Below are 15,030 nucleotides of genomic sequence, written 5' to 3' on the forward strand. Positions count from 1 at the left end.
CGCGATACAGGCGATGCGGTCTTCCAGAAATCGAGGCGCTCATATCGCGAGCAAGCCTTGCTCCCACATATATGCCCTCACCACAGCAGCGTTCGACAGCTTCATCACCAGTAGGCTATTTACCCCCGCCCAAACCGCTCCCGATACACCGACGGCGCCAACCCGACGACGCTGCGAAACGCCACGCGAAAGCTTTCCACCGAGCGGTAGCCGCACAGTTGCGCGATGTTGTCGGTGTTGTCCCCGGTGCTTTCCAGCAACTCGCGGGCCCGGGCCAAGCGTTCATGTTGCAGCCAGGCCTTGGGCGACACGCCGCAGGCCTGGGTGAAATGGCGCAGGAAGGTGCGTTCGCTCATGGCCGCCTGGCTGGCCAGTTCGCGCACCCCGAGGGGTTCGTGCAGGCGTTCGCGGGCCCATTGCATGACACTCGACAGGTCGCTGCGTGGCGTGCGGCTGACCGGCGAGGGAATGAACTGCGCCTGCCCGCCCGTACGTTGCGGCGACATCACCAACCGGCGTGCCACGGCGTTGGCGACCTGGACGCCATAGTCCCGTGCCACCAGGTGCAGGCAGGCATCGATACCGGCGGCGCTGCCCGCCGAGGTGATGACCTGTCCTGAATCCACGTACAGCACATCCGGGTCTACCCGCACGGCCGGAAAGCTTGCGGCCAGTTCGTCGGCGTAGCGCCAATGAGTCGTGGCGCCCAGGCCGTCGAGCAACCCGGCGGCGGCGAGTACGAAGGCACCGGAGCAGATCGACAGCAGGCGCGCACCACGGGCGTGGGCCCTGCGCAGTGCTTCGAGCAACGCCTGGGACGGTGGTTCGCTGCGGTTGCGCCAGCCTGGCACGATGATGGTCCGGGCGGTTTCGAGCAGTTCCATACCGCCATCGGCCAATACCTGGAAGCCGCCCATGGCGCGCATCGGGCCGTCATCGACCGCGACGATCCGATGCGTGTACCAGGGGAAATCGAATTCCGGTCGCTCCAATCCGAAGATCTCGACGGCGACACCGAATTCGAACGTGCACAGGCCGTCGTAGGCAAGAATCGCGACCAGACCAGGGTTAGGCTGCATTTGGCGGAAAATTCCCACAGAGTGTCTTGTGCGCCACTGTAGCGGTAAGCATCGGGGGGATAAAGTCTCTTCACGCCTTATCTATCCTGGAGTACACGCCCATGACCAGCCTGGTTCGCGAAGTGCCTGCTGCCCCCTCCGATATCGCCCTGCAGCATTTCAGCCGTCGCCTGACATTCGAAACTGATTGTTCCGACGTTCACGCCAGCCAACAGGCCGGCGATATCGATTTTGTGCTGGTGGATGTACGCGGACCACTGGCCTACGAACGCGGCCACGTACCCGGGGCGATCAACCTGCCAACCCGCACGCTCACCGCCCAGGCACTGGCCGCCTATGCCAAGACCACCCTGTTCGTGGTGTATTGCGCCGGCCCGCATTGCAATGGCGCGAACAAGGCGGCAGTGCGCCTGGCAACGTTGGGCTACCCGGTCAAGGAAATGATCGGCGGCGTCATGGGCTGGCTCGATGAAGGCTTTCGCCTGAGCGGCACAGTGGAGCGCATGGCGGAGGAGGCGATCAGCTGCGACTGCTGAGACAGCGCAAACAGCTTTTTGTGGGAGCGAGCTTGCTCGCGATGACGGCGGCACATTCGGCATTGAGGCACGCTGACGCACCGCGATCGCGAGCAAGCTCGCTCCTACAGAACTTCGGCATTACAACACGGCATTAGTGGCTTTTTATAAATATTTGTCGCCTCAACATAATTCCCCTCCCGAGTGCCCCTCTAGACTCCCGGCCACTTCGGTTTTTGCTGACCGAACGCTGCCTACGAATCTGCCTATAACGATCAATAAAATACCTGCGCACTCAGGAGCGAAAATGAACAAGCTAGCCATGTTCGGTGCCCTGGCACTGTCCGTATTGTCCCTGTCGGCCGTGGCCGAAGAGGCCAAGCCGATCCGCCTCGGGATCGAAGCCGGTTACCCGCCTTTTTCGATGAAAACCCCCGACGGCAAGCTGACCGGCTTCGATGTCGATATCGGCGATGCCCTCTGCGAGCAGATGAAGGTCAAGTGCACCTGGGTCGAGCAGGAGTTCGATGGCCTGATCCCCGCGCTGAAAGTGAAGAAGATCGATGCGATCCTGTCGTCCATGACCATCACCGACGATCGCAAGAAAAACGTCGATTTCACCATCAAGTACTACCACACCCCGGCACGGTTCGTGATGAAGGAAGGCTCCGAGGTCAAGGACCCGCTGACCGAGCTCAAGGGCAAGAAAGTCGGTGTGCTGCGCGCCAGTACCCACGACCGTTTCGCCACCGAAGTGCTGGTGCCCGCCGGGATCAACCTGGTGCGCTACGGCTCCCAACAGGAAGCCAACCTGGACATGGTCGCTGGTCGCCTCGACGCCATGCTGGCCGACTCGGTCAACCTCGACGACGGTTTCCTGAAGACCGATGCTGGCAAAGGCTTCGCCTTCGTGGGCCCGACCTATGAAGACGCGAAATACTTCGGCGGTGGCGCCGGCATTGCGGTGCGCAAGGACGATAAGGTCCTGGCCGACAAATTCAACGCCGCCATCAGCGAAATCCGCGCCAATGGCACGTACAAGAAAGTGCAGGACAAATACTTCGCCTTTGATGTCTACGGGCATTAATCGGTAAGAGCTCCTACACAGCTCCTACGCCTAGTCATTCGGAGATTTCATGCAACGTATCGACCATACCCTGCCATGGAGCCACCTGGGCACCGAGCGTCGGCTCAGTGTGTTTCGTTACGGCCATGGCCCGCGCAAGGTTTATATCCAGGCCAGCCTGCACGCCGACGAACTGCCGGGCATGCGTACTGCCTGGGAGCTGAAGCAGCGGCTCAACGACCTCGAGGCGCAAGGCCTGCTCAAAGGGGTGATCGAGCTGGTGCCGGTGGCCAATCCCATCGGCCTGGATCAACATCTGCAAAGCGCCCACATGGGGCGTTTCGAACTGGGCAGTGGCAAGAATTTCAACCGCTCTTTCGTGGAGCTCAGTGCGCCGGTGGCGCAACGCATCGGTGATCGGCTGGGTGACGACCCGGCCGCCAACATCACCTTGATCCGCCAGACCATGGCCCAGGTTCTCGACGAGCTGCCGGCGCCGCTTTCGCAACTTGAAGCACTGCATCGCCTGCTGCTGCGCCATGCCTGCGACGCCGACATCACCCTGGACCTGCATTGCGATTTCGAGGCAGCGATCCACTTGTATGCCTTGCCGCAACAGTGGCCGCAATGGCGCTCCCTGGCCGCACGCTTGAAGGCCGGGGTGGCGTTGCTGAGTGAAGATTCCGGTGGCAGTTCGTTCGACGAGTCCTGCTCCTCACCCTGGTTGCGCCTGGCCAAAACCTTTCCGGCGGCGTCGATCCCAGCGGCGAACCTGGCGACGACGCTGGAGCTGGGCAGCATGGGCGACACTCGCGTGGAACAGGCCCAGGCCAATTGTGAAGCCATCCTCGGGTTTTTGGCCGAGCAGGGTTTTATCGCCGGGGACTGGCCATCCGCCCCCGTCGAATGCTGCGAAGGCTTTCCGTTCGAAGGCACCCAATACCTGTTCGCGCCCCACCATGGCGTGGTGAGCTTTCTGCGTGAGGCCGGTGAATGGGTGGAGCGCGGCGATCCGCTGTTCGAAGTGGTCGATCCGTTGAATGATCGGGTCACCATCGTGCGGGCTGGCACCAGTGGCGTGCTGTTTGCCCTGGACCGCGGGCGCTACACCCAGCCGGGCATCTGGCAGGCAAAAGTCGCCGGGCGTGAACCGATTCGTACGGGGAAATTGAGCAACGACTGATAAGTGCTGTCTACCTCACCGCACGCTTCTTGTCGTGCGGCTATCGAACGATGGAGGAAGATTGATGTTTAAAGCGCTCGCCCTGTTTCTATTGCTGGTCTCGTCCGGGTTGCAAGCCCAACCCTCGCTGCACACGGACTTGCCGCTCAACTACCTGGCCCAAGCCGATGAGCAAGCCGGCAACCGCCCGCTGGTGATCTTCCTGCACGGCTCCGGCAGCAACGAACAGGACCTGTTCGAACTCAAGAGCGAGTTGCCCCGGGATTACAACTACCTCTCGGTGCGGGCGCCGAAGAGCATGGAACAGGACCGTTATCAGTGGTTCGCGAAGACGGGCGACGGTGCCTACGACGGTGACACCTCGGACTTGAAGGCCAGCGGTCAGATGCTGCTGGACTTCATCGACAAGGCTCGGGCCAAGTACTCGACCGATGCGAGCAAGGTCTACCTGGTAGGGTTCAGCCAGGGCGCGATGATGAGCTACGAAGTGGCCCTGCGACACCCCGAAGCCGTCGGCGGTATTGCCGCAATGGGTGGGCGGGTCCTGTCAGTGCTGCAGGCGGAACTGACCCCAGATGAATCGCGCCGGACACTGGCGGTGTTCATCGGCCATGGCACGGCAGACCCGATCATTCCCTACCACGATGGTACCGAGGCCAACAGCTTCCTGAAGACCCTGGCGCTGGAACCGGAATTCCATGCCTACCCGGGCGTCGGCCACAGCATCAGCGCCCTGGAAGTGCAGGACCTGCGGGCCTGGCTGGAGCGGCTCAATCCCTGACCACCCTAAGCCCCTGTGGGGAAATCCTGTGGGAGCCGAGCTTGCTCGCGATAGCGGTGGGTCAGCTTGCGTCAATGCCAGGATGTGCCAACGCCATCGCGAGCAAGCTCGGCTCCCACATTCCCACATGTTCCGGGGCGCTTATTTACCGCTGGCGATCTGTTTCACCAACGCTTCATGACCGGCCTTGTCGCTGGCCCGGGAGATGACCTGCACCACGGCCATGTGCGTACCGGAGGCGCCCAGCAACGTGGTGTCGAGGGTTGGCCCGCCGCCCTGGGTCGCGCTGGTGTCGAGCTGACGCAGGCCCAGGCCGGTGCCTTTTTGGGTCAGGCTTTTTTCGCTGAGGATCTTGGCGTCCGGCAGGGCCTTGATGCGTTGGGCGGCGAAGTCGGCCATGGTGGTGTCGAGGAATGCACCATCGTCGTCCTTCACATTCGTACCGTTGACGATGGTGTTCTCAGCGGCAATCACCACGGTCCTGCTGGTGGCATTGCTGTACATCGTCCCTGTCGCCCCAGCGGTGCCCTGGGCCACTTCACCAGCGGGTAGCGGCGTCGCCGTGAAGCCCTTGGGCAAGGTGAAGGTGAACTTGCCGCCGAGCATCGACACTTTCTGCGCCGGTGCATCGCCGGCAGGTTTGGCCGGGGCCGCTTGGGCGGATACCACGACCAGGCTGGCGATGGCCCCCAGCAACAGGGCGGCGGCTTGTTTACTCAGCAATGACATTGAAACGCTCCACAGATGGTCGTGCCTGGAGGCCGATCATCCCATGGGCGTCGCACCTGACTCCAGCGCCAGTGCAGAAGAGACCGTCATTTTGGCGAAAGGTGTGCGGTGTCGCCGGGCGGTGGCCGCACCAGCAGGCGTCGGGTCACCAGCAACATGGCCATCGACACCGCGACGCCCAAGGCAAAGGCGGGCATGCCCAGCACCGGCAGGGCGAGGGCCAGGGTCAGGCAGAAGGCGGCGAAGCAATACATGCCGGTGGCCGTCGCCCGCAGCAGCGCGGCGGTAAAGGCCGGTCCCCGGGTTTGTTGGGAGAACACCGCCATGACACTGCCCAACACCGGGAATACCGCCAGCAGCCCGCTCCAGCGCTCGCCCACGGTACTGGCCAGCAGCGTCACCGCCAGGGTCAACAGCGCGCCGGCGATCATGCGCAGCGGCAATTTGTCGGATTTGGCCGCCGGCCCGTTCATCACCGGCCGGACCGTCGGGAACAGATATGGCGCCGCCAGCAGCGCGACCAGGGCGATCAGGCTCGACAACGGCAGCGAAGCCGGTAGCCAGGACAGGATCAACGCCACCAAGGCCCAGACCCCTAGCGCGATGCCCAGCGCCCAGGGCCAGTTGCGATGCTGGGCGACCTGGGCGTACACCACGCAGAAAGCGATCATCGCGAACATCGCCGCCAGTGCCGCGGTCGCCGACTGCGCGGCAAACAGCTCGCCTTGTTCCACGGCCAGGAACAACAGGATCGGTCCCACTACGACGGGCAACCCCGAGAGCCAGCCGGCCACGCTCGGCCCCCAACGCCTGCCCGCCCGGGAAATCAGCAGCAGGAACGTGGGAATCACCAGCAATTTGAGCAGCAGCACGCGGTCATCCTTGTCAGTCGTCGAGGCGCCACGTTAGCACCGCCCGCATCGCAAACCCACTGTGGGGGCGAGCTTGCTCGAGATGGTGATCGTACATTTTTCGCGAATATGCCCGCGCACACTTGAACTAGCAGCCGATCGCCACGGGGGTGGGGTGTCTGGGCTGACGTCATCGCGAGCGCGGGCACGAAGGATTCCAGGGCTCAACCCCGCGCAGCACTGAAACGCTGCGCCAATCCCTCACGCTCGAAGTGTTCGGTGATGAAGTCGATAAAGGCGCGAGTCTTGGTCGGCATCAGCGTGCGGCTGGGGTAATAGAGGGAAATCAAGCCAAGGTCCATGTACCAGTCTGGCAGCAGCCGTACCAGTTCGCCGCGTTCCAGCCAGGGCAGCACATCCGGCACGGTCAGCAGCGAAATGCCCAGGCCCAGCAAGGTGGCTTCGCGCATGGCGACCGGGTCGTTGAGAATGATGGATTCAGGCAGCCGCAACGCCGACTCCAATCCGGCAGCATTGCGCATCGTGGCCTGGCGTACCCGCCCGGTGAGGCTGGAGCGCAGCACGATGTTATCGAAGCGGGCCAGGTCTTCTGGGTGTTCGGGGCAGGAGCGTGCGGCCAGGTAGGCCGGGCTGGCTACCGCGACCAGATGTGCTGGCGCCAAGGTTCGCGAGATCACGCCAGGTGTCAGTTCGAAGCCGCCGCCAATCGCCGCGTCGAAACCTTCAGCGATCAGGTCTACCCGTCGGTTCTCGAAATGCCATTGCGGGCGGATCAACGGGTGCAGGGCCAGAAATTGCGGCAGCAACGGCAGCACATGGCCGATGCCGAAGCTTGGCGACAGGCTGAGGCGCAGTACCCCGGCCGGCTCGCCACGCTCAGTGGTCACGGCGCCGATGGCGACCTGCAAGGCTTCGAGATGCGTGCCGATGCTGGCCAGGAAGTGTTCGCCGTTCTCGGTCAAGGACAGCTTGCGGGTCGAGCGCTGGAACAGCCGCACCCCCAGGTTTCGCTCCAGCATTGCTACATTGCGGCTCACGGCCGCGGGCGTCAGGGCCAGCAACCTGGCGGCCGCCGAGAAACTGCCGGTTTCGGCGCTGCGGGCAAAGCATTCGAGATTGGCGAGGCTTTCCATCAAAGTGGCCTGATAGTAATGCTTGAAAATGATTCAACGTATTACTGGCTAATCATGACGTAATAGCAAGGGCAATATGCACCTCAACGGCGGACATCACCGCCCAGGGTTATCCAACTTTGAGGACATACGACATGAGCAGCATCGACACCATCGGCATCATCGGCGCTGGCGCCATTGGCAGTGCATTTGCTCGGGCCTTGGCCCGCCAGAACATCAACGTCGTGATTGCCAACAGCCGCGGCCCCGAAAGCCTGGCCGGGTTGGTCACCGAGCTCGGCCCCAACGTACGCGCCGGCACCGTGCAGCAAGCCGCTGCCCAACCCATGGTGCTGGTGGCCGTCAACTGGCCGAAGTTGCCCCAGGCGTTGAGTGGCTTGCCGGACTTTGCCGGACGAATCGTGATCGATGCCAACAACGCAATCAAAGTCCCGGAGTTCGAGGCGATTGATCTGCAGGGCCGGGCTTCTACCAAGGTGTTCAGCGAATGGGTGCCGGGGGCACGGGTGGTCAAGGCGTTCAACCACATGTTGGCGCGCCTGCTGGAGGCTGATCCAGCGTCCGAAGGCGGCAAGCGCGTGTTATTCCTGACTGGCGACGATGAGCAGGCCCGTGGGGAAGTCGCGCAGTTGATCGCCCGGCTGGGATTCTTCGGCGTGGACCTGGGCCCATTGAGCGTTGGCGCACGCTTGACTCAATTCCCGGGCGGGCCATTGCCGGTGCTGAACCTGGTCAAGTTCGACTGAGTACTTCGCGACATGCGTAAGGAAGCGCTCGATCAGCGTGGGAACCCGGCCTGAAGCACTCAGTCGGGTTCCACGTCCAATTGCAGGCTGTCGTCTGCCAGGCGTTTGGCTCGCCGGACAATGCCGCTGATGCGTCGGCCTTCGGCATTGAACACCACGAGCTGGGCCTTATGCAGATCCTTCGGCAGTGGTGGTCGCACGTGCAGCGCGAACCAGGGTGGTTCGCCGTCATCGAGGCGTTTGACGTCGAACTCGCAGTCGACACTTTTGGTGTCACGACCAAACAGCGTGTCGAGGCCGTAGTCAAGATGAGTGCTGTCGGCAGCAGGGTCGAGGGACATCGGCGGTCTCCTGGATGGGTACGCACGGCTGATGTTCAAGTGATTCTTCCCGCAATGGAAAATTCCATTGAGTGATCTGTAGAGATTAGCCTCAATCTGTGGGAGCAAGGCTTGCCCGCGATGCAGGCGCCTCGGTTCACAAAGGACCGCGTCGACTTAATCGCGGGCAAGCCTTGCTCCACAGATCATTCCCTTCTCCCCAAGAGCCGGGCGGCTGTTGATCAAAGACCAGGCACGCCGTCTTTCCACGCCGACCAGTTTTTCACAATGTCCTGCACCAGCGGGTTGCCGGTGCGGAAGAGGTTTTCCAGCGCCGGGACGAACGCGCCCTGGTCGGCATATTTGAGCAGGTTGTCCACTTCGTTGCCGCCGGGCTCGGGGCGGTCGAAATCGGACCCGGCCCGCAGCACGGCCAGCCGGTTGATGTCCACCCGGCCTTCGCGGCTGGCCCGGAGCAGGGCCTCGTAGGTGGAGTTGTCTTCCTGTTGGGTGGTGCAGTAGACACCTTTGTTATCGGTGAGCAGGCGGGTCCAGACTTCGGCGCGCTCGCTCAGGCGCGTACCGGAGAACCAGGTGTTGCCGGCCAGGGTGTCGCAGCGGGTCACCACCGGCGGCTGGTTGGCCGGGGCGTACGGATACTTCAAGCGCCAGGCCGCCGATTCCTTGCTTTCCGCCAAGCTCACCTTCTGGCTGAGGGCAAAGGCCTTGGCTTGCAGGGCCGGGTTGAGTTCGAAGACTTCCGTCTTGTAGTCCAGCGGCGGCTTTTCATTCGGCCCCTTGGTATTGATGCCCAGGTAGCCGGTGGGCCAGTCCTTGGGCACATCCCGCGAATCCAGCTCCCACTGGGTGCCGAACTCCACCAGGTAATGGGCCCAGGCCGTCGTGCCAAGCGTGCCGTGGTGCGGGTTGATGCCGGCGATCCCGGCCACCAGGAAATAGCTTTTACGCAGGTCGACGGTGGGGGAGAGCGCCAGGGCCAGTGTCGAGGCTGCAGCGTTGGTCTGGCCCATGCCGGTGATCAGCAGGCAGACCCGTTCGGCATTGCAGCGGACCGTCGGATACTCGGCGGACAGCCCCGGCACGCGGATTTCAGTCTTGAGTTCGAGGCGTTCGATCCAGTTCTGTGCCTCGGGGGCGAACATCGTGATCAGCATCACTTTGGGTTGAAGCGGCGGCGCGGCCCCGGCAGTCGAGCAGAACAGGGCCGTGCAGGCCAGGCCGATTGAAATAGACAGGCGATTGATCATGTATTCGTGACCTCCATGGATTCGAAGTGGTGCTTCTACGGTTTGCTCAGAATTGATAGCCAACCCCGGCGTAGTATCCCCAGCCATCGGAGCGGGCGCGGAAGTTGCCCTCGCCAAAGTTAAGCTCACTGCCGTCCTGCCAATTGCCGCCGTTGTGGAAGTAACGGCCCACCAGCGTAAAGCGCAGGTGCTTGAACGAATACAGCAGGACGTTGGTGGCGACCGTGGCGTTGGCGGTGCGTGCGGGATTGTCCTTGTGCAGGTCCGAACCGAAATCGAAGTTGGTGAAGCCGATGTACGTCAGCGAGGCGCCGTTGCTGAACTGGCTGATCGGCACGATGTATTTGAGCTGGGCGCGGTAGCCGTCCCAGGAGTATTCATTGCTCGCGCCATAGTTTTCCCATTGATAACGGCCATAGAAGTTGGCCGACAGGTTGACCCTCGAGTGGGTGTCGATGTCGGTGCCCAGGCCGCTGTACAAGGTGTTCGCACGATTGGCGCTGTTGCTGCCGTGATCGTAGATCCAGTCGAACGCCACATACCACTCCTTGAACGGACCGATGGCCAGGCTGCGACCGGCAAGGTAGTCGATGGAAATACGCGGTTCGTGCTCCATGAACACCGGGGAACCGTGGTCCCACACCCCTTTATCGTGACTGTTGCCAATGTTGAAAATCTTTGGAATGTCGACGTAGCCATAGAGCTCGAAGGGCCCTTTGCGTCCGAAGTATTCATATTCCAGATAGACATCGTCGACCGGTTGCGGGCCGAAGCTGATGTCCTTGCTGCCGATGAGCGTCAGGTCCTGGTTGTACCAATCCGACAGGTAGGCACCTTTTTTCGAGGGGGTGGCCTCGGGGCTGAGGGCTTCGCCTTGGGCAGACGCCTCGGCGGTTTGGGCTTGGGTCGTGGTGCTGAGTAGTCCGGTAACGGCGGTCAGTAGCAGGGCGGCTGCCAATACGCCGGGTGTAGCGCGACACCGGGAAGTGCAGTGCATGGAAAGTCCTTGTTCGTGCGGGCCGAAGCCCGGGTTCCGTGGTTGAAAAAAAAGCCATCGATCCGCTGGGTAGGATTGATTGCGCAAACGTTTGCACATGTCGTACCAGTTTTTTGTATTGGCTTGAAATGCATGGGGTTCAGGCTTTTTTCCTGTCCTGTTGGTCAGGCTTGGTGCACCGAATTCGGCAGCGTCGTATGAAGTGGCACCAACGTGTTGCAGTAGCATGTGCTCGACGCGGCACTGAGTCGGTGGTGTTGCTGGTAGAATCGGCCATCTTGACTGACCAGAGGTATGCCCATGAGCGAGCCGATTCGCCTGACCCAGTACAGCCACGGCGCCGGCTGCGGCTGCAAGATTTCGCCCCAGGTACTGGAAGTGATCCTGGCCGGCAGCGGTGCGCAGAACCTTGATCCCAATTTGTGGGTCGGCAATGCGTCCCGGGACGATGCTGCGGTGTACGCCATCGACGAGGAGCGCGGGGTGGTCTCGACCACTGACTTCTTCATGCCGATTGTCGATGATCCTTTCGATTTCGGTCGCATCGCCGCCACCAATGCCATCAGCGATATCTACGCCATGGGCGGTGACCCGCTGATGGCCATTGCGATTCTCGGCTGGCCAGTCAACGTATTGGCCCCGGAAATTGCCCGGGAAGTGATTCGCGGCGGTCGCTCCGTGTGCGACGAGGCCGGTATTCCCCTGGCCGGCGGGCATTCGATCGACGCGCCTGAGCCGATTTTCGGCCTGGCGGTCACAGGCCTGGTGCAAAAGCGCCATATGAAACGCAACGACACGGCCACCGCCGGTTGCCGCCTGTACCTGACCAAGCCCCTGGGCATCGGCATCCTCACCACGGCGGAAAAGAAAGGCAAGCTGCGCGCCGCCGACGTCGGCCTGGCCCGTGACTGGATGTGCACCCTCAACAAACCTGGCAGCCGCTTCGGCAAGCTCGACGGCGTGACGGCGATGACCGACGTCACCGGGTTCGGCCTGCTCGGTCACCTGGTGGAAATGGCCGACGGCAGCCGACTGACCGCGCGCATCCGCTATGACGCGGTGCCGCGCCTGCCGGGTGTCGAGTACTACCTCGACCAGGGGTGTGTGCCGGGCGGTACGCTGCGCAACTACGACAGTTACGCCAGCAAGGTCGGTCGGGTCCAGGAACTGCACAAGCGCGTGCTGTGCGACCCGCAGACCAGCGGCGGCCTGCTGATTGCCGTCACCCCTGAAGGCGAGGCCGAGTTCCTGCGGGTTGCCGCTGAACTCGGGCTGGCGCTGGAACCTATCGGCGAACTGGTCGAGCGACAGAGTTACGCGGTCGAGGTGTCTTGATGAGCAATGACATCACCGATTACCGCGACATCTTCCTCAACGACCGGCCGATGATGGACACGCGCGCCCCGGTCGAATTCATCAAGGGGGCCTTCCCCGGCGTGATCAATTTGCCGTTGATGACCGACAGCGAACGGCAACGTGTCGGTACCTGCTACAAACAGCAGGGGCAACAGGCCGCCATTGTCCTGGGGCATCAACTGGTGTCCGGCGAAATCAAGGCCGAACGCATCCGGGCCTGGGCCGAGTTCGCCAAGACCCATCCTGACGGCGTGCTGTATTGCTTTCGCGGCGGCCTGCGTTCGCAGATCGTACAGCAATGGCTCAAGGATGAAGCGGGCATTGATTACCCCAGGGTCGGCGGCGGCTACAAGGCCATGCGCACCTTTTTGCTGGACACTGTCGAGCAGGCGGTAGCCCAATGCGACCTGGTGCTGCTGGGCGGCATGACCGGCACCGGCAAGACCGAAGCGCTGGGGCAACTGAGCAATAGCCTGGATCTGGAAGGTTATGCCAACCATCGCGGTTCCAGCTTCGGCAAACGCGCCACCGGCCAGCCTTCCAACATCGATTTTGAAAACCGCCTGGCCGTGGACGTACTGAAAAAACGCGCCAGTGGCATCGAACAATTCGTGCTTGAAGATGAGAGCCGTGCGGTCGGCAGTTGTGCCTTGCCGCTGCCCTTGTACCAGCGCATGCAACAGGTTCCGATGGTCTGGCTGGAAGACAGCCTGGAGCATCGGGTCGAGCGGATCCTGCAGGATTACGTCATCGACCTGTGCGCGGAATTTGTCGCCGTACATGGCGACGAAGGTTTCTCGTTGTTTTCCGAGCGGTTGCTGGCAAGCCTGGACAACATCCACAAGCGCCTGGGCGGTGACCGTCACCGGCGCCTGATGAACATCCTGGAAGCCGCCCTGGCCGAGCAGGCCAACAGCGGCGCCGTCGACTTGCATCGCGGTTGGATCGAAGGCTTGCTGCGCGAGTATTACGACCCGATGTACGTGTTCCAACGGGAAAAGAAGGGGCTGCGGATCGAGTTCTCGGGGGAGCAGGCGGCGGTGTTGGAATATCTGCGGGAGCGTGTGGCCCGGGGAGGGTGACCACAGGTTCCATATCCCCTGTCAATTCCTGTGGGAGCGGGCTTGCTCGCGATAGCGGTGTTTCAGTCACATCAATCTCAATGGGTCTGACGCTATCGCGAGCAAGCTCGCTCCCACAAAGGGAATTAGCGACTGATCAAGTCGGGCAGGTTTCCTTGCCATTGTCCAAGCCCTGCTTGTAGCTCCGGCTGGTGAGGCTGGCCTTGCCGTTGTGCCAGGTCAGGGTCAGCACATACAGCGAATCGAAGTCTCCCGAGGCCCAGTCTTCGGTAATGGTTTGTTCCTTGCCGACCGCTTCGCCGGCGACCTTGTTGATCAGCTCCGGCAGGTAGCCATGGGACCAGGCGGTATAGATGGTGGCGTTGTGGTACTTGTCGTGCAGCAGTTCGTCAGCCAGGTCGCTGGTGTCGTTGGCCGAATAATTGATGTTCACCGGCAACCCGAGCTTGATGGCGCTGGGGCTGATGGTCATCAGCGGGCGAATATAACTGTAGGAGTTGTCCTGCTCGCCCTCTTCGACATTGCGGGTCGGGTTGGCCGCGAACACGTAGTCGGCCTTGCCGAATTTTTCCGGCAGCAGGGTGGCCAGGTCGATGGCGCGGTTGAGGCCCTGGCAGTTGAGTTGGCCCAGGCCACCGGCGGGTTTCTCGGCGTGGCGCAGGAACACCAGGGTCTGCACGCCGTCGGCTGGTTGGGCGCGGCTGATGCTGGATTCCAGCGCCAATCCCAGGCCGCAGACCACAAGCAGCGTCGGCAGCAGTAGCCACGAACGGTGTTTGAAGCGTCTGGCGAAATTCAGTGGGTTCATCATCGAATAATTATTCTTCAGCACTCTTGAGTCAGGCTGACAAACCCTGGCACCACGAAGCGGCTGGCCTCGGGTGTTTTCCCTGTCGTTACGCCGCGTTGAATCCTCGGGGCATTGCTCAGAGTCCCTTCAAGCCCTTTGGTTCGATCCTGGCGGGTCCCGGTGCACTGTAAGGCCTCCTGTTGGGAGGTAGGGCGAATGTTAGCGACAGGATGTTGCGGATTTAAGAAGGGCCGATGTGAATTCCGTGACGGGCAGTGATGCCATCCCGTACATCTTGGATTATCCTCGGGCTTTCCTTCATTTCCGAGCCGACCCCATGCCCGACTTGACCCCATTCCCCATCACCGAGAAGTGGCCTGCCCAGTACCCGGAGTGGATCCAGCTCTACTCCCTGCCCACCCCCAACGGCGTGAAGGTCTCGATCATGCTGGAAGAGATCGGCCTGCCGTACGAGCCCCACAAGGTGGACTTCGCCAGCAACGACCAGTTGTCGCCCGAGTTCCTTTCCCTGAACCCCAACAACAAGATCCCGGCGATTCTCGATCCCCATGGGCCGGGCGACCAGCCGTTGGCGTTGTTCGAGTCGGGGGCGATCCTGATTTATCTGGCGGACAAGAGCGGGCAGTTGCTGGCCCAGGAGTCGGCGGCGCGCTACGAGACGATCCAGTGGCTGATGTTCCAGATGGGCGGGATCGGGCCGATGTTCGGGCAACTGGGGTTCTTCAACAAGTTCGCCGGCAAGGACTACGAGGACAAGCGGCCGCGCGATCGTTACGTCGAGGAAAGCAAGCGCCTGCTCAAGGTGCTCGATGGTCGTCTGCAAGGGCGCGACTGGATCATGGGTGAGCGCTATACGATCGCGGATATCGCCACGTTCCCCTGGGTGCGCAATTTGATCGGATTTTACGAGGCCGGTGATTTGGTCGGTATCCAGAATTTCCCCAATGTGACGCGGGTGCTGGAGCGCTTCCTGGCTCGACCGGCTGTGGCGCGCGGGTTGAAGATTCCGGAATGAGTTAAACCCGACGACTCGCCGATTCGATTACAAGCCACCGGCTGACGTGCATCAATGGCTCGCTGACCTTGCGAGTA

The 15,030-nt window shown here is 61.9% G+C and carries 16 protein-coding genes; 8 read left to right on the top strand and 8 right to left on the bottom strand.

The window, feature by feature from the left end; genetic code table 11:
* Window positions 1-119: 119 nt before the first annotated feature.
* Window positions 120-1,079: a transcriptional regulator FtrA gene (ftrA, locus tag KGA89_RS11715; protein ID WP_013692675.1), complete on the bottom strand. Its 960-nt coding sequence runs from the start codon at window positions 1,077-1,079 to the stop codon at window positions 120-122.
* 101 nt (window positions 1,080-1,180) lie between these two features.
* Between ftrA and KGA89_RS11720 the strand changes: the two genes are divergently transcribed.
* The 4 genes from KGA89_RS11720 to KGA89_RS11735 all read left to right on the top strand — a co-directional run bounded on the left by KGA89_RS11720 (window position 1,181) and on the right by KGA89_RS11735 (window position 4,624).
* Window positions 1,181-1,615 carry a rhodanese-like domain-containing protein gene (locus tag KGA89_RS11720; protein ID WP_223471616.1) on the top strand — a complete coding sequence of 145 codons (435 nt, stop codon included), beginning with the start codon at window positions 1,181-1,183 and terminating at the stop codon, window positions 1,613-1,615.
* Window positions 1,616-1,901: 286 nt separating this feature from the next.
* Window positions 1,902-2,681 carry an ABC transporter substrate-binding protein gene (locus KGA89_RS11725; protein WP_223471617.1) on the top strand — a complete coding sequence of 260 codons (780 nt, stop codon included), beginning with the start codon at window positions 1,902-1,904 and terminating at the stop codon, window positions 2,679-2,681.
* Between the two features lie 49 nt (window positions 2,682-2,730).
* On the top strand, window positions 2,731-3,843 hold the full coding sequence (locus KGA89_RS11730) for a succinylglutamate desuccinylase/aspartoacylase family protein (protein WP_223471618.1): 1,113 nt from the start codon (window positions 2,731-2,733) through the stop codon (window positions 3,841-3,843).
* 64 nt (window positions 3,844-3,907) lie between these two features.
* Entirely contained in the window at window positions 3,908-4,624 is a 717-nt protein-coding gene (locus KGA89_RS11735) for an alpha/beta hydrolase (RefSeq protein ID WP_223471619.1), read from the top strand.
* A 141-nt stretch (window positions 4,625-4,765) separates the two neighbouring features.
* On the opposite strand, the gene KGA89_RS11740 is transcribed toward KGA89_RS11735, so the two are convergent.
* The 3 genes from KGA89_RS11740 to KGA89_RS11750 all read right to left on the bottom strand — a co-directional run bounded on the left by KGA89_RS11740 (window position 4,766) and on the right by KGA89_RS11750 (window position 7,358).
* Complete coding sequence (locus KGA89_RS11740) at window positions 4,766-5,353, bottom strand: hypothetical protein (protein ID WP_223471620.1); 588 nt, start codon at window positions 5,351-5,353, stop codon at window positions 4,766-4,768.
* A gap of 86 nt (window positions 5,354-5,439) precedes the next feature.
* A complete protein-coding gene (locus tag KGA89_RS11745) occupies window positions 5,440-6,225 on the bottom strand; it encodes a hypothetical protein (protein WP_223471621.1) in 786 nt (261 codons plus the stop codon).
* Window positions 6,226-6,428: 203 nt separating this feature from the next.
* Window positions 6,429-7,358, bottom strand: coding sequence for a LysR family transcriptional regulator (locus tag KGA89_RS11750; RefSeq protein ID WP_223471622.1), 930 nt, complete (start codon window positions 7,356-7,358; stop codon window positions 6,429-6,431).
* A gap of 143 nt (window positions 7,359-7,501) precedes the next feature.
* Between KGA89_RS11750 and KGA89_RS11755 the strand changes: the two genes are divergently transcribed.
* The gene (locus tag KGA89_RS11755; RefSeq protein ID WP_028237658.1) at window positions 7,502-8,104 is read left to right on the top strand and encodes an NADPH-dependent F420 reductase; all 603 of its coding nucleotides are present in this window, start codon (window positions 7,502-7,504) and stop codon (window positions 8,102-8,104) included.
* Between the two features lie 59 nt (window positions 8,105-8,163).
* Here the strand turns inward: KGA89_RS11755 and KGA89_RS11760 are convergent, their stop codons facing one another.
* The 3 genes from KGA89_RS11760 to KGA89_RS11770 form a co-directional block, all read right to left on the bottom strand.
* Window positions 8,164-8,445: a hypothetical protein gene (locus tag KGA89_RS11760; RefSeq protein WP_028237657.1), complete on the bottom strand. Its 282-nt coding sequence runs from the start codon at window positions 8,443-8,445 to the stop codon at window positions 8,164-8,166.
* A 221-nt stretch (window positions 8,446-8,666) separates the two neighbouring features.
* Window positions 8,667-9,692, bottom strand: a complete 1,026-nt coding sequence (locus KGA89_RS11765) for a purine-nucleoside phosphorylase (RefSeq protein WP_223471623.1) — start codon at window positions 9,690-9,692, stop codon at window positions 8,667-8,669.
* A 46-nt stretch (window positions 9,693-9,738) separates the two neighbouring features.
* Entirely contained in the window at window positions 9,739-10,689 is a 951-nt protein-coding gene (locus KGA89_RS11770) for a nucleoside-specific channel-forming protein Tsx (protein ID WP_223471624.1), read from the bottom strand.
* Window positions 10,690-10,989: 300 nt separating this feature from the next.
* On the opposite strand from KGA89_RS11770, the gene selD reads away from it, so the two are divergent.
* Together selD and mnmH are read left to right on the top strand one after the other, a co-directional pair.
* Window positions 10,990-12,024, top strand: a complete 1,035-nt coding sequence (gene selD, locus KGA89_RS11775) for a selenide, water dikinase SelD (RefSeq protein ID WP_003200050.1) — start codon at window positions 10,990-10,992, stop codon at window positions 12,022-12,024.
* The gene (gene mnmH / locus KGA89_RS11780; RefSeq protein ID WP_223471625.1) at window positions 12,024-13,127 is read left to right on the top strand and encodes a tRNA 2-selenouridine(34) synthase MnmH; all 1,104 of its coding nucleotides are present in this window, start codon (window positions 12,024-12,026) and stop codon (window positions 13,125-13,127) included. The genes selD and mnmH overlap by 1 nt, the downstream gene beginning before the upstream one ends.
* 136 nt (window positions 13,128-13,263) lie before the next feature.
* Here the strand turns inward: mnmH and KGA89_RS11785 are convergent, their stop codons facing one another.
* The gene (locus KGA89_RS11785; protein ID WP_411740637.1) at window positions 13,264-13,935 is read right to left on the bottom strand and encodes a histidine phosphatase family protein; all 672 of its coding nucleotides are present in this window, start codon (window positions 13,933-13,935) and stop codon (window positions 13,264-13,266) included.
* A gap of 319 nt (window positions 13,936-14,254) precedes the next feature.
* On the opposite strand from KGA89_RS11785, the gene KGA89_RS11790 reads away from it, so the two are divergent.
* On the top strand, window positions 14,255-14,953 hold the full coding sequence (locus KGA89_RS11790; RefSeq protein WP_003200057.1) for a glutathione binding-like protein: 699 nt from the start codon (window positions 14,255-14,257) through the stop codon (window positions 14,951-14,953).
* Window positions 14,954-15,030: the final 77 nt, after the last annotated feature.

The organism is Pseudomonas sp. A-RE-22 (assembly GCF_019956035.1).
In the GTDB taxonomy this organism is placed as follows: domain Bacteria; phylum Pseudomonadota; class Gammaproteobacteria; order Pseudomonadales; family Pseudomonadaceae; genus Aquipseudomonas; species Aquipseudomonas brassicacearum.